Source organism: Terriglobia bacterium (assembly GCA_020072815.1).
GTDB lineage: Bacteria > Acidobacteriota > Terriglobia > Terriglobales > Acidobacteriaceae > Angelobacter.
On the sequence record JAIQGE010000006.1, the window covers coordinates 247,345 to 266,489 of the forward strand.

Sequence of the window (19,145 nt, forward strand, 5' to 3'; positions counted from 1 at the left end):
CCGCGACTAATCAAAATCATTGCGGTCAGGATTGTAGATAAAGCGCGCGCGCAATTTGAGGAAGTCGCCCTTGAAGTCGGCGGGAAGCGGGTTGAACGGGACGGCCGAGGTAATCGCGCCCCACGCGGCACGGTCCAGCGCCGCGTCGCCGGACGAACTGATCAGCTTCAGACCCTGCACGCTGCCGTCTTTCATAATGGCGAACTCAATGATGAGCGAACCTTTCTTCATCATCGGCGGCAACGCTACTTCCGGAATCAGCGGGTCCCAGTGGCTTTGCACGGTTACCTTTAAGCGCCGCAGGTAGGGGCCAAAGTCCACGCCCATGGTGTCACTGAGGATTTCCATCTCATCGCGCTTGTCAGCGCGGGGACGCTGGCCGGGACCGTAGTCGCCTCCGCCGTAGTCCACCGTGGAAGGCCCGTGGCCGTTGGCGACGGACTGGATGGCCTGCGTCACCGACGAGCCTGGCGACTTGATGGCAAAAGGCGTCGCCGGCTTGCGCTCCGGAATGGGCGCTTGCAGCCGGGCGTTCTCCACCGGAGCAGGTTGCGCCGGCACGGGAACGGCGGCGGGCTGCGGAGGAGCTTGCTGGGTGGCGTCCGCGGCGGGGGCAGGCGCGGGCGCCGGTTTGGGCGGACCCGGCCTGCGCTGGTCGAGCAGCTTTTTCAGAATCTCCCGGTCGGGCACCGGCGTGCGCGACTGCGCGATGCGGTTCTTATCGGAAATAATGTCGGTCTTGGGCGCTTTCACCTTGAGCTGGTCTTCCGGCAGAGTGATGAAGGTAGCGTTCTGCTTCTGCTGCATGGGAATGACCACCACCGAATCGCCAATCCACTTGGGCAGAAACAAGAGCAGCAGGATCACCACCACGTGGACCACGCCGGAGATCCAGGCGGCTTCGCGGCGGCGGTAAGAACCTACGTCATCCTGGTACAAGTCGGCGATCAGCAGATGGAGTTCACCATCGCGCGCCGAAAAAGGCACCCGGACTTCGTCAATCTGTTCTTCGGTCAGGGGAATAGGACACCGCCAGCGCAAGCCTTGGTTGAAGGACTTAAGACCATTCTCTCATTGAATGCAACGTATGAGATGAACTTGCGTTTATTCGGGACTTAAAAAGTCTACCGTATTCCATGGAAATGCCTGAATCACCAAGGGATAGGGCACTTCTGGCTTTACAAGTGTTTACAAACTGATTACAAGGAGTGGATTCCCGCCCGGCGGCTGTGCTCCTGAATGTGGGCCAGGATGTCCAGGACCACGGCCAGCGCGCGACGGCCGTCTTCCAGCGACACCACCGGGGTGCTGCGGTTGCGCACCGCGTCCAGGAACGACTTGATCTCCGTCCGCAGCGGTTCTTCCTGCTGCACTGCGGGCTTGTTCACGGTAACGCCGGGAATGGGCACGCCGGACGATTCGCCAGACATGCCCATGAGTTGGTCGAGGGAGAATCTTTCTTCGTTGCTCACACGGAACTGCAGCACGTCCTGCCGGCCGTAATCCACGGAGACGTACTCGCGCGGCTGAAAAAAACGCAGCTTGCGGACGCGCTCCGTGCTGATGCGGCTGGCGGTGAAGTTGGCCACGCAGCCGTTTTCAAATTCCATGCGCACGTTGGCGATGTCCACTTTGCCGCTCACCACCGGCAAGCCCACGGCGCGAATCTCGGTGACCGGCGATTTGACGAAGGAAAGCACCACGTCAATATCGTGGATCATCAGGTCCAGGACCACGTCCACGTCCAAGCTTCGCGGGGTGAAGACGCTGAGCCGGTGGACCTCAAAGAACATGGGCTTGGTCAGCAGCGGCACCGTGGCGCGCACCGCCGGATTGAATCGCTCCAGGTGCCCGACTTGCGCCACGCGCCGGTTGGCCGCCGCCACGCGGAGCAACTCGTCGGCTTCTGCGAGAGTGGAGGCCAGGGGCTTTTCGATCAGGACGTCAATGCCTGCCTGCATCAGCGCCTTGGCCACGCTGAGATGATGGACCGTGGGCACGGCGACGGAGGCGGCGTCCACTTTGCCCGCCAACTCTTCGACCGCGGCAAACGCTTTGCAACCGAACTGCGCGGCCACGGATTCCGCGGTGGCGCGGTTGGAGTCCACAACGCCGACCAGCACGACCGGCTGGCCTTGCTGCTGGAGATCGTGATACACGCGGGCGTGGTTGCGTCCAAACGAGCCCACACCAACGGCGGCTACACGGATTGCACTTTGGTTAGCCAAGACGTTGATTTTCTCAGAGCCGGGGCCGGACGGTAAAGCTATGATTGCTTGGATCGTTGTAATCGCCGACATCGCCGGAATCGCGCGTAATCGCCGTGATCGGAAAAGCAAATCTCAGCGTCGATCAAAGCCGATGACACGCATTTGAAAATGTCGAGCGGTACGACCAGAGCCGGTTTTTGTCCGCGCTGAATCTGCGCTTATCCGCGACAAGCCTTTGGTTACTCGATTACGGCGATGTCGGCGATCACGCGCGATCACGGGGATTGCTGGGGCCGCCAATTATTTCAACCGGAGCTTTCGCAGTTGAGCAACCGAAAGCCTCGAAAGGAGAACAAGATGGGCCGCGCGTTCGGATTCATCACATTGCTGGCGGTGCTGTGCGTGGGCGCCTGGTACTACATGCGCCAAAGCCAGACCACTCTCTTCGGCGGAGGAAACAACCCCAACGCCACGTCCACCGTGGACCTGATGGGCATCCGCAGTGACCTGCTGGCCATGGCCCAGGCTGAGCGCGCCCGTATCGCCCTGCGCGGCAACTACGGCTCGCTGGAGCAGATGCGGGCTGACGGCGACCTCACCATGACCCACACCCAGCGCGGACCTTATGTTTACTCGGCTGAGGTCAGCGCCTCCACCTTCCGCATCGTGGCCACCTACACCGGCCCGGACGCTCCGGGGGTGGTCAAGACCATCAGCATTGACCAGAACATGCAGATCAGCCAGCAATAAGGCTCATGCCGGCTTCAGCGTAGACACCCAGACGGCGAAGAAGTGGCAGGCCGATCCGGCCAGGACAAACAAATGCCATATCGCGTGATGGAAACGCTTGTAGTCATAGGCAAAGAACAGCACTCCCACCGAATAGCACAGCCCGCCGGCGAACAAAAGGATCAATCCATTCCGCGGCAGATGGACAAAGAGCTGCCGGGCAGCGACCAGCGCCAGCCAGCCCATGGCGAGATAGATGACGACTGAGGTGCGGGCAAAGCGGCCAATAAAGAAGACCTTGAAGACCACCCCGGCAGCCGCCAGCGCCCAAATGATGCCCAGCAACGACCAGCCCCAGGCGCCGCGCAGACTGATGAGCGCAAAGGGCGTGTACGTGCCGGCGATCAGCAAATAGATGGCGGAGTGGTCCAGAATCCTCAGAACCTGTTTGGCCCGCGGCAACCGGACTCCGTGGTATGCGGTAGAGGCGGCGTAGAGCAGCACCAGACTCACGCCATAGATGCTGTAGGAAATCATCTGCCGCGCGTTGCCGTGCAGGCTGGCCAGCGTCACCAGCGCGGCCAACGCGGCCAGCGCCAGGGTCACGCCGATGGCGTGGGTCAGGGCGTTCCATAATTCGTCTTTGACGGGCACGGATTCCGAAAATATCTCATTCGGAGCAGTTGCTCCCGGGGCGGGCGGCGGACCGGAAGTATCGCGTGATGTACCTTTCGAGATTCCGTTTTGGCCCATGTAGCTTAGATGTCGAAGGCCGCGCCAGCGTGCATGTCGCAAGTTGACCAGTTCTTGCTTTTCACGATGAACCGCATTTATGGCGCCGAACCCTGGTCGCGGCGCAATTCAGGACGCAACCATGCTTGGGCAGCAGCAAAGCGCAAGACGTTGAAGCGGCCATTTTGCCCGCAGCCTCCGCAGTCCATGTCCTGGTGAAGACGTGGTCTAGCACCCTTGATGCCTCTAAAATAGGCGCATCTAAGTACAATATGCGCAGGCGAAAGCCCAAATACCGCATGTTCAAGTTCTTGTTCAGAGTCGTGGTCATTCTGGTCATCGTAGCGGCTGCGCTGCTGGCCTACGGCCTGTATTTGCCTGCCGGCCCGACGCAGGAGCGGTTCGTGCAACTGAAACCGGGCTCGTCGGCTCGGCGCATTGCCGCCGATCTCCACACCGCCGGCATTATTCGCAGCCAATACGCGTTTTTGTTCTGGCATTACGTCCAAGGCCACAAGAACCTGAAAGCGGGCGAATACTCTTTTGATCATCCAGCGAAAGTGCGGGAAGTTTATGACCGCATTGCCCGCGGAGACATTTACGTCCACCTGCTGGTAGTGCCGGAAGGCTTCAACATGTTTGACATCGCCGCGGCCATCGAGGACGCAGGGCTGGGCACGCGTGACGACTTCTTGCAAGTGGTCCGCAAGGATGCTTCCCTGGTGCAGGACCTGGATCCCCAGGCGCCGAACCTGGAAGGCTATCTGTTTCCCGACACGTATCGCTTTACCCGGACGCAATCGCTGCATGACATGGCCGCGGCCATGGTGCATCGTTTCCGCCAGGCGGCCAAAGCCGCTGGCTTGGACGAGGACTTCCACACCAAAGTGACCATGGCCAGCATCATCGAAAAAGAAACTGCCGTGGATGCCGAGCGGGCGGAGGTGGCCAGCGTTTTTAACAACCGCCTGTCGCGACACATGGCCCTGGCCACGGACCCCACGGTGATCTACGCTGCGCTGCTCAATGACCGCTATCGCGGGACGATTTACCGGTCTGATCTGAATTTTGATTCTCCCTACAACACTTACAAATATCCGGGCCTGCCTCCGGGGCCGATTTGCAATCCGGGAAAAGCGTCATTGCAGGCGGCGCTGTATCCGGCCAGGACCCGGTATCTGTATTTCGTGAGCGACAACCACGGGCGGCATAACTTCTCCAGTACCCCCGCGGAGCACGCCAAAAACGTGGCGGCTTATCGAAAAGCCGTTGCCCAGGCCATCAACCGCTAGTTTCCCCTCGCTTTGGGGCCCGCTTTGCCGCAAAATGTCACGCTTTGCCGCTTCCGATCCCACCTTTCACAGCCCTTAGTCCGCTATACTAGAAGAGTAACTTTCTAGACTTTGGAAATCATCTAAACAATGCAAGTTTTGTCGCGAGCCAAGATCGTCCTTCTCTTCCTTCCGGTGTTGCTGTTGGCGGGTTGTGCCGTCAAAGGCCAGCATGAGCCCACCATGCGCATGATCAGCGCAGCCACACTGAGAGAAGCCACCCTGGAGCAACTGGAAGAGCGCATTGACGCGAGCGCCGCCAGCCTGCAGACCCTCAAATTGACGGTGGAGATGGACATTTCCACCGGCGGGGCCAAGAAAGGCATTGTCACCGACTACCGGCAGGTCAGCGGTTATGTGATGGTGCGCAAGCCGGGAATGCTGCACATGATCGTGCGCGCGCCGGTGGTGGGCAACCGCCTGGTGGACATGGTGAGCACCGGCAAGAGCTTCGCCGTAGCCTTTAATTCGCCAACGGCCAGCAAATATTACGTGGGATCGAACCAGGTCATTACCCCGTCGGAAAAGCCGCTGGAAAACATGCGTCCACAACACGTGCTGGACGCGCTGCTGATCAAGGCGGTGGACCGCAACGCGGGAGAGCTGGCGGTGCTGGAACAGAGCACGGACATTGTCAGAGACCCCAAGTCGAAGAAAGATGTTTTGCGGCCCAACTACGTGGTGGTGGTGATCAGCAAGGATGATGCGGGTCCCTATCTCTCCCGCCGGATCGTATTCAGCCGCGACGACCTCATGCCCCACGAACAGTACCTTTACAACCGCCAGGGCCAGTTGGTGACCATTGCCCGCTACGATTACACCACGCCGGTCACGGGCGATGTGGCGGACAACAAGTTTCCCGGCGTGATCCAGATCGAGCGGCCGATTGAAGAGTACGCGATGAAGCTCACGGTGGAAAAAGCCAGCATCAACCTGCCGCTGGGCGACGACCAGTTTGAAGTCGCGCAGCCACCCGGGTCCACGCTGATCAACGTGGACACAAAAAGCGCAACGGCCCTGAACCAGCCGGAGTTGAAGGCCGCGGAAACCAAGAAGCCGCAGTAGATTGCGGACCGGCCGCGTGGTCCGGAGTTCGGCGGGATTCTTGCAACAGTTGAGACTGATTCCATGAACAAAATGATTGTGGCCAACCTGGCCCATCGTCCCATTCGTTCCATCATCAGCATTTTTGCCGTGGCCATTGAGGTCACGCTGATCCTGCTCATCGTGGGCCTGATGCTGGGAATTCTGGATGACAGCAAAGAACGACAGAAAGGCGTGGGAGCCGACGTGATCGTGCGTCCGCCGGGCTCGGCGAATTTCGCCGCATTTTCCTCCGCGCCGGCATCGGTGAAATACGCTGACCTCTTGCTCAAACAGCCGCACGTCACGGCCGTGGCGCCGGTGGTGCTGCAGACCACGGTCAGCTTGAGCAGCATTGAAGTGTTGAACGGAATTGATCTCAAGTCGTTTGAGTCCGTGGGCGGGCCCATGCGCTACCTGAAGGGCGGGCCGTTCCAGGAACCCTACGACATGATCGTGGACGATATTTACGCCGCGGGAAACAAGGCGCACGTGGGCTCCACGGTGAGCGTGCTGAACCACGATTTCCGAGTGTGCGGCGTGATCCCGCACGGACGCGGAAGCCGCCGCTACGTCCCCATCAGCACCATGCAGGCCTTGACCGGCAATGAAAACAAAGCCAGCGTGTTCTACGTAAAGCTGGATGACGTGAAGAACGACAACGCCGCCGTGCAACAGCTCAAGGAACTGCTGCCGCAATTCAATATCACCTCCACGCGCGAATGGATGGAGCTGATGACCGCGGACAACATCCCCGGTCTTTCCACGGTGATCAAAGTGGTGATCGGGATTGCGGTGGTCATCGGGTTCATGGTGATCTTCCAGTCCATGTATACGGCGGTGATGGAGCGCACGCGGGAAATCGGAATCCTGAAGTCGCTGGGCGCGTCGAAATTTTATGTGGTGCGGGTAATCCTGCGCGAAACTCTGCTGCTGGCCGTGGCCGGCGTCCTTTTGGGCTTTGCCGTGAGCGCCCTGGGACGATTGGGCATTCTGCATAAGTTTCCCACCTTGCGCGTGCTGCCTATCACTTTCAGCTGGGCCTTGTACTCCATGCTGGTTGCCGTGGGCGGAGCCATGCTGGGCGCGTTGTACCCGGCCTTCAAAGCCGCACAAAAAGATCCCATTGACGCGCTGGCGTACGAATGAAGCAGCAACTAGCGACTAGCCACTAGCTGCTGGCTCTTGCGTCGTAGGACCCACGAGCGCCTTCATTCGCGAAAGGCGTTGCCCGCACAATTCACAAGCTAGCTGCCAGCCGCTAGTTGCTAGCTGCTATTCATGCCGCAACGCGGTCACCGGATTCACTTGCGCGGCGCGCGCCGCGGGGATGTAGCCGGCAACCAGCGCTACCATCGCCAAAATGAGCACCGCGGTCACCATGGTCAGGGGATCCAGCGCGCTCAGGCCGTAGAGTTTTGAAGCAATGAAGCGCGTCAAGCCCACGGTGAAGCCAATCCCAATCACCACGCCAAGAACAATCATGATGCTGGTTTCGCGCAGGATCATCTGCACCACGGAGGCGCGTCCTGCCCCCAGCGCCATGCGAATGCCAATTTCATTGGTCCGGCGGGCCACGCCATAGGAAAGCACGCCGTACAATCCGGTGGCCGCCAGCAGCAGCGCAATGATGCCGAACACCGTGCACAGGCGGGCCATCACGCGAGGCTGGGCGGTGGTGCGATCCAGTGTTTCCGTCATGGTCCGTGCCAGCCCAAGGCCCAGGTCTTCATTCACTGCCTGGACGGTCTTGCGAACGCTAAGCGCCAGCTGCTGGGGATCGCCCGCCGTGCGGATTTCAAAGTTCACTCCCGGCGGCGGGCCTTCCATGGTCTGGCCGGTGGGATGGTAAAAGCGCGGCGGGACGTCGCCCCGCAAATTGTGGTCGCGAACGTTGCGCGCGACGCCAACCACTTCCATGGGGTACTTCTGGTCGCCGAACACTTCCGTCACGTGCAGGCCAATGGGATTCCGTCCGGCAAAAAACCGTTTTTGAAACGCTTCATTGATCACACACACTTTGGGAGCGGTGGCAGAGTCTTGCAGGCCAAACTCGCGGCCTAGAAGTATGGGGACGCCAACGGTGGCGAAGTATCCCGGACCGATCACGTCAAAGCGCGAGCCACGCTCGTTGTCCTTTTGCGGGGTGAAGCCTTCCACTTCCACCTGGTCGCCAGACTCGGAGCCGCTGAACAGTCCATTTTGCGAGTAGGTGACACCGCGCACGCCCGGCAGCACGCGGATGCGGTCCGCCAGATCGTTCCACAGAATGGTCAGGCGAGCGTCTTTGTAGCCGGCGGTCACGCCGTCCACGCCCAGGACCAGAAGCTTTTCCCGCGCGTAGCCCAGGTCCGTGGCTTGCAGGTTCCACAGCGTGCGCAGCAGCAGCCCGCCACTGACCACCAGCAGCAGGGAGAACGCTACTTGGGCGATCACCAGACCCTTGGCCAGGTTCAGCCGGCCGGAGGAAGTGGTGTTGCCGCGGCCGGAATCGCGCAGGCTGTCATTCAAGTTCACGCGCGTGCCGCGGATGGCCGGCACCAGCCCAAAGATGAGTCCGGTCAAGAACGTTACGCCGGCGGTGAAGGCCAGCACGCGCAGGTCGAGAGCAACTCCCAGGTCCAGGGCATCGCGGTCGGTCGTCATCTTCATCATGATGACCAGCAACCGCGCCGCGCCCCAGGCCAGGAGAAGTCCGGCCACGCCCCCCAGGGCGGAGAGCATCAGGCTCTCGGTGAGAAACTGCCGCACCAGCCGCCAGCGCGAGGCGCCGATGGACAGCCGCACGCCAACTTCTTTGTAGCGGGCGGACGCGCGTGCCAGCAGCAGGTTGGCCACGTTGATGCACGCGATCAGCAGCACCACGGCGGAAGCTCCAAGCAGCACCAGCAGTTGCTGCTGGAATTCGTCGCGACCGCCGAAAGCGCCCGTGCTGGCGGCCACCACTTTCAGATTCTGTTTCATAAAGCGCTTCCGGGTTTCCTGCGCCATGGCAGGCGGATAGCTGTTTTCCAGGATGCCGCGGAAGAGCACGTCCATTTCCGTCTGCACCCGGGCCACGCTTACGCCGGGTTTTACACGGCCGATCACGTGCAGCCACATGGTTTTCGCGATGTTGTCCGCGGTCAATTGTTCATGCAGCCAGTCGCGCCCCGGCATGATCATCGGCTGCATCAGCATGGGGACCCAAAGGTCCGGGCGGTCGCCCACGGTTTCGCCGCGAAATCCCGGTGGCGTAACGCCAATCACGGTAAGGCTGGCTTTGTTGATGCGGATGCTGGTGTTCAACACAGAGGTGTTTCCGCCAAAGCGTTTCTGCCAGTAGTCATAACTGATGACGGCGTAAGGATCTTGCCCCGGAGACTTGGCGTCAGCTTCTGTGAAAAAGCGTCCGATGGCGGGCTCCACGCCCAGCACGGAGAAATATCCTTCGGTCACCAGGCGACCGTGGGCCTCTTCGGGAGACGCTCCGGCGATATGCAACTGCCAGGTGTCAGCCTCTGACTCCACGGCGATCAGGCCGGACATGGTGGTGTTGTGGTCGCGCAGAGTGGTGTACTCCACGTAGCTCAGCAGCGGCCGGTCGCCGGTGCTCACGCCGATGGAAACACCGGATGCGTTGGGGTTGGTGAGCATCACCAGCTCCCGCGGATTGCGGACCGGCAGCGCCCTGAGGATGGCCGCGTTCATCACGCTGAAGATGGCGGTGTTGGCCCCAATGCCAATGGCCAGCGACGCCACGGCGACGATGGTAAACACCGGCGTGCGGACAAATTGCCGCAGCGAGTAGCGAATGTCTTTGAACAGAGTTTCCATCCAGGCGGCGATGTCCATGGTGCGCGTCCTTTCCGTTTCCAGCGTGAGAAGCGTTTCAAGGCAGAGTAGGCCAGCTAATGAGACGAGGCGAGATGCTAGCTGGTTAGCAGGGGGAGGCGAAATGTTTTGTCATGGTTTGCGGTAGGCGTGTGGCGAAAGGCGTTCAGCCGCCGGACGGGGCGAGAAGTAGGTAGGGGAGCAGTGCCTGTGCCACACGATCTTTTGGCGCAGGCGAGGGCGCCTGCGGTCCACGCAGCTTTTGTGGCGCCTGAGATTTTGGGACGATGAACTAGTTCGCGCTGGCGTTGGCGAACAAAATACAGTATAGTAATAAGATTTTCGCAATCGCCAAAATGGCGACCGGGTGCGATGGCGCGCCCTGGACGAGATCTTTGACAAATAGCACTCAGCAATTAGCAGTCAGCAATCAGCCACCGCAAAAGGCCGACTCATCGCAAAATCCGGAGAATCAGTGAGTTAGAAGGAAAATTTACTGGTTGGTTAACAGTTGGGTGACCGTTGGGTCGAATGGAATAAATCCTGTGTTTGCAACCCGGACCTTAGGGGAGGGGTGGGGTGGGGGAGTAACTGAACGGTGATTGGCGAGATGGTAAACAGATCGCCGGGATCATCGTCAGCGATGCGTTTTTCATCGGCACAGGCAAGAGTCCTCCACCCCGCCACGCGAAGCGCGCGCCACCATCCCAGATTGCGCAAAAGCGGCGCAATCCGGGAGCCCTGGCGTCGGGGGAGCCCGATGCTTGTGCCACACGATTCTCGTAACGCAGGCGAGGGCGGCCGGTGGTCCACAAAGGACGAGTTTGGTTTGTCCACGTTGAGACGTAGCGGTGCTACGTCTCTACGCTGAGAGTTTGGCATGCCCTGCGTGCGTCTGTGGTCGTCCTATCAACTTCCCGCATCCTCCGCCTTCGATTTACCATCTGGATTTAACATCTGAAGAGTCATTGAAAGAGAGGTCCCCCATGTCCATCCGTCCGGTGAAGAAGCTGATCAAGTCCAAGCCTACGCTGGAGGGCGCCGGGGTGCATCTGCGCCGCGCGTTCGGGTTTGGCAGCACCACGGACTACGATCCGTTCCTGCTGCTCGACGATTTCCGCAATGAAGTCCCGGCGGACTACCTGGCCGGTTTTCCCTGGCATCCGCATCGCGGGATTGAGACCATCACCTACGTGCTGGCCGGGACGGTGGAGCACGGCGACAGCATGGGCAACCGCGGGGCCATCGGCGCTGGCGACATCCAGTGGATGACCGCGGGCAGCGGCATCATCCACCAGGAAATGCCCAAGGGCGATCCCAACGGCCGCATGCATGGCTTCCAGTTGTGGGCCAACCTTCCTTCTGCGCTCAAGATGACGCCGCCGCGCTACCAGGAAGTGAAGGCCCCGGAGATTCCGGACATCACGGACGATGACGGCACGCACGTGCGCCTGGTCTGCGGAAGCTTCTGGGGCAAGCGCGGTCCGGTGGAAGGCATTGCCGCCGACCCGGTTTACGTTGACGTCCATGTGCCCGCGGGCAAGCGCAAGACGCTTCCGGTGGAGACCACGCGCCACGCGTTCGCGTACGTGTTTGAAGGGTCAGGCAAGTTCTGCAACGCGTCCGCGCCGCTGGCCGTGCCCACCGAGGGCGTTGGCTGGGCGGACACCGTCCCGCCGACCGAAGCCGAGAACCGTTCCCTCATCCTGTTTGACAGCGGCGACGAAGTCACCGTCCAGGCCGGCGAACATGGCATACGCTTCCTGCTGGTCTCCGGCAAGCCGTTGCAGGAGCCCGTCGCCTGGTACGGACCCATCGTGATGAACACCCAGGAGCAACTACAGCAGGCGTTCAAGGAGCTGGATGTAGGCACGTTCTTGAAGGAGAAAGGGAAGTAGCGAGCTGGGCATGGTCTGTTGCATTCTTCCAAGGTGTTTTCGTAAGGAGAAGTGATATGTCGAAACTGATAGGATTGGCTTTCGCTGCAATGTTTCTGCTTCCTTCTGCGAATCCTGGCTTTGCGAAGTACAAGGCGATTGAAGCCTATGAGATTCGGCCGGGCATTCTGATGATGCCGAGGTATTCATCTGACGGACAGGTCTGTGAGATTGGACTGGCGAAGCTGCATTATTCGCCCGAAATGATCAGACTAGACTCCAGTTTATCGCGCAAAGAGATTGATCAAATGTTCAAAGAGCTCGTGCCAGCCAATGAAAGAGGCCCCAAACCAACGGATATAGGAGGAAGCGACCAGATTTCAGAGTCTGGCCGCAGCCTCGTAACGTCTTCAGAATACGAGAATATTTCAATTCAAATCTATAGTGCTGTCCTGCCCTCTTCCACGAAGCATGAAATTGTTGCCGATAATGTTGCCGCAACGATCCGGTGGAAGAATCGGAGATGCCGATAAGAGCAAGATGACTCAGACAATCAAACACCCCAACGCCCTCTACCTGGAAGACCTGCACGTCGGACAGAAGTTTGTCTCCGGCGAATTCCATATGGATGAAGCCAAGCTCAGGGCCTTCGCTGAAGAGTTTGATCCGCAATCGTTCCATCTGGACGCCGCCGCCGCGCAGGCCAGCGTCTTTGGCGGGCTGGCGGCCAGTGGCTGGCACGTTGCGGCCATCGCCATGCGGCTTCTGGTGGACGGCGGGTTGCCGCTGGGCAACGGCATCATCGGACTGGGCGGCGAACTCGCCTGGCCCAAGCCCACGCGTCCCGGCGACACGCTGCATGTGGAAAGCGAAGTTCTGGAGATTGTTCCTTCGCGCTCGAAACCAAACCAGGCTGTGGTGAAAGTCCGCAGCACAACTTTGAACCAGCATGGCGATGCCGTCCACATGTTCACGGCCAAGGTACTGGTGTTCAAGCGTGTACTGTAAACTTTAAGAGACGGCGCAGCATTCCCGTGATCTTCGTCCTCGACAACTACGATTCTTTCACTTACAACCTGGTCCAGTACCTGGGCGAGTTGGGCGAGACGGCGGAGGTTCGCCGCAATGATCAGGTCACAGTCGAGCAGATTGAAGAGCTAGATCCCACGCACATCCTGATTTCGCCCGGACCGTGTACGCCGCAGAAAGCCGGCATCAGTATTGGACTGATCAAACATTTTGCCGGCAAAAAACCCATCCTCGGCGTGTGCCTGGGACATCAGGCCATTGGCGCGGCCTTCGGCGGGAACGTGGTGCGGGCGCGGCAGATCATGCACGGAAAAGTCAGCCGCATCCAGCACGATAGCAAGACCATCTTCCGCAGCGTTCCTCAGCCGCTCACCGCCACGCGCTACCACTCGCTGATCGTCGCCGAAGAAGGCCTGCCCGGGGAGTTGGAGATCAGCGCGGAGACCCGCGATCAGGACGGAACGCGGGTGATCATGGGGCTTCGCCACCGCCGTTTTCCCGTGGAAGGCGTGCAATTTCATCCTGAGAGCGTGCTCACCGAATCCGGACGTTTGCTGCTAAAGAACTTCTTAGAGTTGTAACCCTGTTGGGCTACAATCTCCCCAAACGGGTCTGGTTTGGAGGCCGCAGCATGACGCATTCGCCACTCGAAAAGCGTTCCATGAAGAGGTTTTCTCTGGATTTGCCGATCAGCGTCAAGTACTTGGACAACACCCGCAGCGAGGTTGCCGGCCGCACTCGCGACGTAAGCTCCCGCGGGATCTACATGTTCGTTGCCGCCCCCATGGCCCAGGGAGCGGCCATTGAGTTTGTGATGACCTTGCCTTCGGAAATCACCTTGACGGAGCCCGTCCGCGTGCACTGCCGCGGCCGCATCCTGCGGGTAGAGCAGACAGCCCCGGAGCAAGGAGCAGCGGTGGCGCAAGGCGTAGCCGTGGCCATTGATAAGTACGACTTTGTCGGCGACGACGTTTAAGAGACGATCTTTGGAGCGATTTTTTCGAGAAATGCCCGGCCCGATTCTGTTAGCCTTTCAGGAAACCATGAAAAGCAGTTGGTCTTTATTTTTAGGCTCGGCCTTGCTGTTTGTGCCGGCCGTGCTGGCCCAGTCCCCGGCCCAGGTTCCGGTGGGTGAACTGTTTGCCTCGGACAACGCGGCGCAACCGCCCGCCTTGCCGGCCAGCCCGGGTATGAGCGTGGTGACCGGCTCGGAACTCTCCGCCGGCGTGGCTGCGGCCCGGCTGCGGCTGTTTCGCGGCGGCCAGGTGCGGATTTGCCCGCGCAGCAGTATCAGCGTTACCAGCGGCAGCAGCTCCGGACTCATGTTCGCCATGGGGACCGGCATGGTGGAAGTGGACTATCGCCTGCCAGTGCGCGTGGCTGACCTGCTGATTACGCCGGACTTCAGCATTAACCTGGTCGGCCCTGGAGCTTTCCACGTGGCAGTGGGCGTGAACAAAAAGGGCGACACCTGCGTGAAGCCGCTGCCCGGAAACACCGCGGAAATCAGCTTCTCGGAATTGCTCAGCTCCGCCATCTACAAGGTCAAGGCCAACGAGACGGTGGTTTTTATGGGCGGAAAACTGAGCGCCCGCGCCGACCTCAAAGAAGAGTGCGGATGTCCGCCGGGTCCGCCGATGATGCGCGCGGCGGCCCCTGCTCAGCCTGCGCCGTCCCCGGTGCCCGTCGCCGGCAACCCCAGCTCGCCGGTACCGGCGAACTCGGTCACCGCTCCGCTGCCGCAGGACCGTCCTGGCCAGGTGCACGTGGAGGTGGACACGCCGTTTGTATTCAACGCCAATGCCCGGGGAGCAGCCGCCAAGCCCTACAGCGTGGCTAAAATCAAGTTCTCCACCCTGCCCAACGTCTATTTTCTTCCCGACAAGGTGGAGCCCGTGGTTCAGGCCGCTAATCAAGCTCAACCTGCTGCCGAAGTGAAATCTGCTCCAGGCCCGGTGGCATCAGCACAAAAGAAGGAAAAAAAGGGACTTTTTGGCCGAATTGGCTCGTTTTTCCGTTCTTTGGTGCATCGCTAAGTTGTTCCGGGGAATCTAAATTGCTAGACTGGCACTTAAGCCCAATGCACCATTAGGAAACCTTTTTTCGCGCCAGGACGTCTATACTGTAACCAGAAACAACACATGTCTTCGGTTGATAACAAAAACTCGACAGGTTCTTCCCCCAAGGCGTCCCCCGCTCCTGCAGCACAGAAGCAGGAGGTGGTGAAGTTCGCCAAAGAACCGAATCCTGACCCATCCACCATGCCCAGCCTCTTCGGAGGAGGGTACGGTATCTATGCGGTCCGTCCGGAAAACTTCCTTTTGTCGTTTGTGACCCACACGGCAGCCATAGGCTTGATTCTGTGGCTTTTGCATGTGGCGGGGCCGCCCAAGATTATTGAGCCCCTACGGCTGAGTTCCATTGAACTGGCGCCGTATCTGGGCAACGTCGGCAAGCAAGGTCCCAGCGGTGGCGGCGGCGGTGATGCCAGCAAGATCAAGGCTTCCACCGGCACGCCTCCCAAGGCGGCCAAACAGCAATTTACGCCGCCCGTGGATCTGCAGCCGCAGGTCAGCAAGCTGATGATGCAGCCGACCGTGGTGGCCGATTTGAAGATTCCCACCAGCAACCAACTGGGTGACCCGCTCTCCAAGCTCATGACGCCGTCCAACGGCACGGGCGTTGGCGGGGGCATTGGTTCGGGTGATGGTGGCGGCGTTGGATCAGGTCACGGAGGCCCGGGCGTTGGCCCTGGCGTGTACTCGGTGGGTGGCGGCGTTTCCGCACCCAGAGTCATTTTCCAGCCGGAACCTGAATTTTCTGAAGAAGCCCGCAAGGCCAAATTTCAGGGCGTGGTTGGGTTGAACGTGATCGTTGGCGCGGATGGCCGCATCCATCAGGCGCAGGTTGTGCGCTCCTTGGGTATGGGTCTGGATGAAAAAGCCATTGAAGGCGTCAAGCTCTGGAAGTTTGATCCCGCCAAAAAAGATGGCCGCCCCGTGGCCGTTGCCGTTTACGTTGAAGTGGACTTCCACTTGTACTGATCGCTCCCGGCAAGCCCTGCAAAAAATGTCAAAAGGAGATGCTTGAATCGCATCTCCTTTTTGTTTGGCAAAAATGTTTGATCCCGACTCGCGCGCTTCGTTATTCGCGAGCCTCTTCCAGTTGGCCTTTTTCTTTTTTCTCCTGGCACTCAATGCAGTAGCGCGTCCAGGGAACGGCCTCCAGACGCTTGGCGTTGATCTCATTGCCGCAGCTGATGCAGTCGCCAAAGCTGCCTTCGCGGATGCGCGACAGCGCGTTCTCCACCATCTGCAGGAGCTGGCGTTCGTTATTGCTCTGGGAGAACAGGAACTCCTTGGTGTAAGAGTTCGCGGCGCGATCAGCAATGTCCTGCGCGGAGTCCTGGTCCGCGGTGCGGCCATCTTCTTCGGTCCGCGTGACCGTCTTGCGCAAGACCTGCTGGCGCTCTTCTAGTCTCTTTTTAAAGCTGTCCAGTTTCTTCTTGTCCATGGGTTTCGATAAGCCATTCATCTTAGCCGTCATAGGAATATACCGTCAAATCTTTGAGCGACCCAATTAGATGCTCGCCAGAGGCGCTTCGTCGCCGCAGTCGGAAAAAGGAAAAAGAAAAAGCGGCTCGGTGAGAGCCGCTTCACAAAGAGGCAAGGAGGGAGGGAGTTCTTCTCAGGAAAGGCGATGCAAGATGTCGAGGCTGACGCCAGGACGCTTGAGAACGAGAAATCGTATAGCTTGGAAGAGTCTTGAAGTCATTTGCACAATTATGCGGCCTCTTTTTGTTGCCCTACCTAGTGCAAGTCAAAAACCATAATCCAGTGTGATCTCATGTGGAAAGGTTGGCCACAATAACAACTGCAATTCTTTGTTGGCTTTAGAGTGGGAACAGAATTGAAAAATGGCCTAAACCGACAGCTTAATCGGATGATTAAACAATAAGAAAAATGGCATCAATGTGCCACTATTAATCAATTGGGTTCTTATTTTGTGGCCTTAACAGGTTCGTCCATCGCCTTCAGTTTGTTCAGCAATGCCTTGTAACTGATCTTGAGGATCTTTGCCGCCTGGCGACGGTTCCACTTGGTTTGCGCCATCACGCGCTCAATGGCCTCACGCTCGGCCTGCATGGCGGCACGCTTGCCGATCTCCAGCAGCGATGGCATCTCCAGCTCAGCAGCGGCAGTGGACGGCGCAGCCTGCACGGCATCTGGCGCGTCCGTCACCGGCGGCGCGGACAGCGACGAAACAATGGGCTTGTGGGTGGAGAGTTCGCGGATGATCTGCGCCTCATTGCCCACGATCACGTATCGCTTCACCAGGTTTTCCAGCTCGCGGATGTTTCCCGGCCAGGCGTATTCCATCATGCGCGTCACCGCGTATTCGCTGAAACTGGGCGGACGCTTGCCGTAATGCTCGCTGTACTTGCTCAGGAAATATTCCAGAAAGACCGGGATCTCCTCGCGGCGCTCGCGCAGCGGAGGGATATGAATGGTGATCACGTTCAGGCGATAGAACAGGTCTTCGCGGAACACGCCTTCTTCCACAGCGCGTTCCAGCGGCTTGTTGGTGGCGGCCAGCACGCGCACGTCAACCTGCACGTCGCGTTTACCGCCCAAGCGGGAGAACTCGTGGTCCTGAAGCACGTGCAGCAGCTTGGCCTGCAGCGCGGGATGCATCTCGCTGATTTCGTCCAGGAAAATAGTGCCGCCGTTGGCTTGCTCAAACTTGCCCAGCTTCTGCCGCGTGGCCCCGGTGAAGGCGCCGGGCTCATACCCGAACAGCTCGCTTTCCAGCAATTCATAGGGGATGGCCGCGCAGTTGACCTTGACGAAGGGTTTGTCGCGACGCGATGACTCGGCGTAAATCATGCGCGCCACCACTTCTTTTCCCGTGCCGCTTTCGCCCCGCACCAGCACTGTGGCTGTGGTGTCCGCCACCTGCTCGATGGTCATTTTTACTTCCATCATTTTGGGGCTGGTGCCGAACAGCATGGTGAAGTCGCTTTGCCGCCGGACTTGTTCACGCAGATGCGTGACTTCCGAATAGAGCCGCTGGTTGTCCAGGACCTTGGAGATCCGCACGTCGAGTTCCTGCGTATCCACCGGCTTGCCGATGTAATCGTCGGCGCCGAGCTTGGAGGCCCGGAAGACCTGTTCCGGGTCCTTATTGGCGGAGAGCACCATCACTGATACCGTCGGCTTGATCTGCTTCAGCCGTTCCAGAATTTCTGTTCCAGACTGGCCGTTTACTGCCGTGTCCAACAAAACTAAGATGGGATCAAAACTGCGGAACACGCGCAGGGCCTCCTGGTCGGTGGAGGCCACCACGACTTCAAAATTTCTGTGGCCCAGGTGCGCGGCCAGGTACTTGGCCATGGCCAAATCCTCGTCCACGATCAGCACCCGGTTTTTCGGCTTCATTCTTAACCCCTTGGTCATGGACGGGTACGGCCTGGATCTAAGGCCTTTTCAACCCATAGAATGCACTTTGGTTCCACTTTAAGGCACACCGATGCCAAGCGTCAAGCTTGCGATTGGTTGATGTGCAACCATATGTCGCGAAACGCGCCGATTACTACGGGTTGAGAGGGGACACTAGGAAGAGCGCTTCCCGGTGATGAAGTGATAGGGCGGCCAGGGCCCGCTCATGACCACTTCCACGCCGGGTAGATGGCGGGTGGCCATCTGATATTTGTTTTGGTATTTTTCGACCTTTTTGTGGTCAATGAGGTGGGCGATATCAATGAGCATTCCGCCGGAATCTACTTTGCGGCAACAGACGTCCTGGTCCAGCGGATCAAAGATCTTGTGCACTTGGACGGAGAGCGCGCGTGCCTTGGTTTGCCGCTCACGCTGACGGACGGCCTTCTCGCGCAGCTTGGTCAGGTATTCGCTGCCCACGGAAGCCGGCAGCTCAATTTCCTCCAACGCCTGGCGCAAAGACCCGTCTTTCACCAGCAGCTTTAGGTGCATCTCGGCTTTGCCCTTGAGCTTGGTCACGCTTTCGCTGAACGCCTTGCGGTTCAAGCGGACAGCCCGGCGCAGGGCGTCATCATTGTCAAACACCGTACCAAAGCGGAATGGCAGCACGGTGGTGCGCTTGAAACATTCACTGACCACGTGCGCGTGCTGCAACAGGGCCGTCTGGCCCAGATCGCCGGTGGGGATGTATTCACTTACGATGACGGAGAAATCTCCGCTGGGATAGGCAAAGGTCTGCGCGTCTGCGATACCTTTCAGGTCCTCTACGGGGACGGGACGACGAGCGCGAACGCCGTTCTGGAATGCCTGCTGCTCAATGATGCAGTACGCGTACCATGCCAT

18 protein-coding genes are annotated in these 19,145 nt (G+C 59.3%); 11 read left to right on the forward strand and 7 right to left on the reverse strand.

The window, feature by feature from the left end; translation table 11 throughout:
• Positions 1–6: 6 nt before the first annotated feature.
• Together LAO20_10040 and LAO20_10045 are read right to left on the reverse strand one after the other, a co-directional pair.
• A complete protein-coding gene (locus LAO20_10040; GenBank protein MBZ5531760.1) occupies positions 7–1,041 on the reverse strand; it encodes an energy transducer TonB in 1,035 nt (344 codons plus the stop codon).
• A gap of 158 nt (positions 1,042–1,199) precedes the next feature.
• Positions 1,200–2,300: a Gfo/Idh/MocA family oxidoreductase gene (locus tag LAO20_10045; GenBank protein ID MBZ5531761.1), complete on the reverse strand. Its 1,101-nt coding sequence runs from the start codon at positions 2,298–2,300 to the stop codon at positions 1,200–1,202.
• Between the two features lie 267 nt (positions 2,301–2,567).
• Between LAO20_10045 and LAO20_10050 the strand changes: the two genes are divergently transcribed.
• On the forward strand, positions 2,568–2,960 hold the full coding sequence (locus LAO20_10050; protein ID MBZ5531762.1) for a hypothetical protein: 393 nt from the start codon (positions 2,568–2,570) through the stop codon (positions 2,958–2,960).
• A gap of 3 nt (positions 2,961–2,963) precedes the next feature.
• On the opposite strand, the gene LAO20_10055 is transcribed toward LAO20_10050, so the two are convergent.
• Complete coding sequence (locus LAO20_10055; GenBank protein ID MBZ5531763.1) at positions 2,964–3,692, reverse strand: hemolysin III family protein; 729 nt, start codon at positions 3,690–3,692, stop codon at positions 2,964–2,966.
• Positions 3,693–3,970: 278 nt separating this feature from the next.
• On the opposite strand from LAO20_10055, the gene mltG reads away from it, so the two are divergent.
• The 3 genes from mltG to LAO20_10070 all read left to right on the forward strand — a co-directional run bounded on the left by mltG (position 3,971) and on the right by LAO20_10070 (position 7,234).
• On the forward strand, positions 3,971–4,963 hold the full coding sequence (gene mltG, locus LAO20_10060) for an endolytic transglycosylase MltG (protein MBZ5531764.1): 993 nt from the start codon (positions 3,971–3,973) through the stop codon (positions 4,961–4,963).
• Between the two features lie 129 nt (positions 4,964–5,092).
• A complete protein-coding gene (locus LAO20_10065; GenBank protein ID MBZ5531765.1) occupies positions 5,093–6,067 on the forward strand; it encodes a hypothetical protein in 975 nt (324 codons plus the stop codon).
• Between the two features lie 72 nt (positions 6,068–6,139).
• Positions 6,140–7,234, forward strand: a complete 1,095-nt coding sequence (locus LAO20_10070) for an ABC transporter permease (GenBank protein ID MBZ5531766.1) — start codon at positions 6,140–6,142, stop codon at positions 7,232–7,234.
• 126 nt (positions 7,235–7,360) lie between these two features.
• Here the strand turns inward: LAO20_10070 and LAO20_10075 are convergent, their stop codons facing one another.
• Positions 7,361–9,919 (reverse strand): ABC transporter permease, encoded by a 2,559-nt coding sequence (locus tag LAO20_10075; protein MBZ5531767.1) that lies wholly within the window; start codon positions 9,917–9,919, stop codon positions 7,361–7,363.
• 965 nt (positions 9,920–10,884) lie between these two features.
• On the opposite strand from LAO20_10075, the gene LAO20_10080 reads away from it, so the two are divergent.
• From LAO20_10080 to LAO20_10110, 7 genes are all read left to right on the forward strand, one after another.
• The gene (locus LAO20_10080) at positions 10,885–11,796 is read left to right on the forward strand and encodes a pirin family protein (GenBank protein MBZ5531768.1); all 912 of its coding nucleotides are present in this window, start codon (positions 10,885–10,887) and stop codon (positions 11,794–11,796) included.
• A 56-nt stretch (positions 11,797–11,852) separates the two neighbouring features.
• A complete protein-coding gene (locus LAO20_10085; protein ID MBZ5531769.1) occupies positions 11,853–12,308 on the forward strand; it encodes a hypothetical protein in 456 nt (151 codons plus the stop codon).
• 7 nt (positions 12,309–12,315) lie between these two features.
• Positions 12,316–12,783, forward strand: a complete 468-nt coding sequence (locus tag LAO20_10090; protein ID MBZ5531770.1) for a MaoC family dehydratase — start codon at positions 12,316–12,318, stop codon at positions 12,781–12,783.
• Positions 12,784–12,809: 26 nt separating this feature from the next.
• Positions 12,810–13,385, forward strand: coding sequence for an aminodeoxychorismate/anthranilate synthase component II (locus LAO20_10095; protein ID MBZ5531771.1), 576 nt, complete (start codon positions 12,810–12,812; stop codon positions 13,383–13,385).
• A gap of 80 nt (positions 13,386–13,465) precedes the next feature.
• A complete protein-coding gene (locus tag LAO20_10100; GenBank protein MBZ5531772.1) occupies positions 13,466–13,780 on the forward strand; it encodes a hypothetical protein in 315 nt (104 codons plus the stop codon).
• Positions 13,781–13,847: 67 nt separating this feature from the next.
• Positions 13,848–14,840, forward strand: coding sequence for a hypothetical protein (locus tag LAO20_10105; GenBank protein MBZ5531773.1), 993 nt, complete (start codon positions 13,848–13,850; stop codon positions 14,838–14,840).
• 225 nt (positions 14,841–15,065) lie between these two features.
• Positions 15,066–15,848, forward strand: coding sequence for an energy transducer TonB (locus tag LAO20_10110; GenBank protein ID MBZ5531774.1), 783 nt, complete (start codon positions 15,066–15,068; stop codon positions 15,846–15,848).
• Positions 15,849–15,948: 100 nt separating this feature from the next.
• On the opposite strand, the gene LAO20_10115 is transcribed toward LAO20_10110, so the two are convergent.
• The 3 genes from LAO20_10115 to LAO20_10125 form a co-directional block, all read right to left on the reverse strand.
• Positions 15,949–16,317 carry a TraR/DksA family transcriptional regulator gene (locus LAO20_10115; GenBank protein MBZ5531775.1) on the reverse strand — a complete coding sequence of 123 codons (369 nt, stop codon included), beginning with the start codon at positions 16,315–16,317 and terminating at the stop codon, positions 15,949–15,951.
• Positions 16,318–16,802: 485 nt separating this feature from the next.
• Positions 16,803–18,242, reverse strand: a complete 1,440-nt coding sequence (locus LAO20_10120; GenBank protein MBZ5531776.1) for a sigma-54 dependent transcriptional regulator — start codon at positions 18,240–18,242, stop codon at positions 16,803–16,805.
• A 174-nt stretch (positions 18,243–18,416) separates the two neighbouring features.
• Complete coding sequence (locus LAO20_10125; protein MBZ5531777.1) at positions 18,417–19,145, reverse strand: GvpL/GvpF family gas vesicle protein; 729 nt, start codon at positions 19,143–19,145, stop codon at positions 18,417–18,419.

Bases quoted from the DNA above. Each gene is read 5' to 3' on its own strand.
- LAO20_10115 (MBZ5531775.1), bottom strand. From the start codon at position 16,317: ATGGACAAGAAGAAACTGGACAGCTTTAAAAAGAGACTAGAAGAGCGC.
- LAO20_10110 (MBZ5531774.1), top strand. From the start codon at position 15,066: ATGCCCAGCCTCTTCGGAGGAGGGTACGGTATCTATGCGGTCCGTCCG.
- LAO20_10050 (MBZ5531762.1), top strand. From the start codon at position 2,568: ATGGGCCGCGCGTTCGGATTCATCACATTGCTGGCGGTGCTGTGCGTG.
- LAO20_10045 (MBZ5531761.1), bottom strand. From the start codon at position 2,300: ATGTCGGCGATTACAACGATCCAAGCAATCATAGCTTTACCGTCCGGC.
- LAO20_10085 (MBZ5531769.1), top strand. From the start codon at position 11,853: ATGTCGAAACTGATAGGATTGGCTTTCGCTGCAATGTTTCTGCTTCCT.
- LAO20_10120 (MBZ5531776.1), bottom strand. From the start codon at position 18,242: ATGAAGCCGAAAAACCGGGTGCTGATCGTGGACGAGGATTTGGCCATG.
- mltG (MBZ5531764.1), top strand. From the start codon at position 3,971: ATGTTCAAGTTCTTGTTCAGAGTCGTGGTCATTCTGGTCATCGTAGCG.
- LAO20_10055 (MBZ5531763.1), bottom strand. From the start codon at position 3,692: ATGGGCCAAAACGGAATCTCGAAAGGTACATCACGCGATACTTCCGGT.
- LAO20_10090 (MBZ5531770.1), top strand. From the start codon at position 12,316: ATGACTCAGACAATCAAACACCCCAACGCCCTCTACCTGGAAGACCTG.
- LAO20_10105 (MBZ5531773.1), top strand. From the start codon at position 13,848: ATGAAAAGCAGTTGGTCTTTATTTTTAGGCTCGGCCTTGCTGTTTGTG.
- LAO20_10080 (MBZ5531768.1), top strand. From the start codon at position 10,885: ATGTCCATCCGTCCGGTGAAGAAGCTGATCAAGTCCAAGCCTACGCTG.
- LAO20_10100 (MBZ5531772.1), top strand. From the start codon at position 13,466: ATGAAGAGGTTTTCTCTGGATTTGCCGATCAGCGTCAAGTACTTGGAC.
- LAO20_10070 (MBZ5531766.1), top strand. From the start codon at position 6,140: ATGATTGTGGCCAACCTGGCCCATCGTCCCATTCGTTCCATCATCAGC.
- LAO20_10075 (MBZ5531767.1), bottom strand. From the start codon at position 9,919: ATGGACATCGCCGCCTGGATGGAAACTCTGTTCAAAGACATTCGCTAC.
- LAO20_10125 (MBZ5531777.1), bottom strand. From the start codon at position 19,145: ATGGCATGGTACGCGTACTGCATCATTGAGCAGCAGGCATTCCAGAAC.
- LAO20_10065 (MBZ5531765.1), top strand. From the start codon at position 5,093: ATGCAAGTTTTGTCGCGAGCCAAGATCGTCCTTCTCTTCCTTCCGGTG.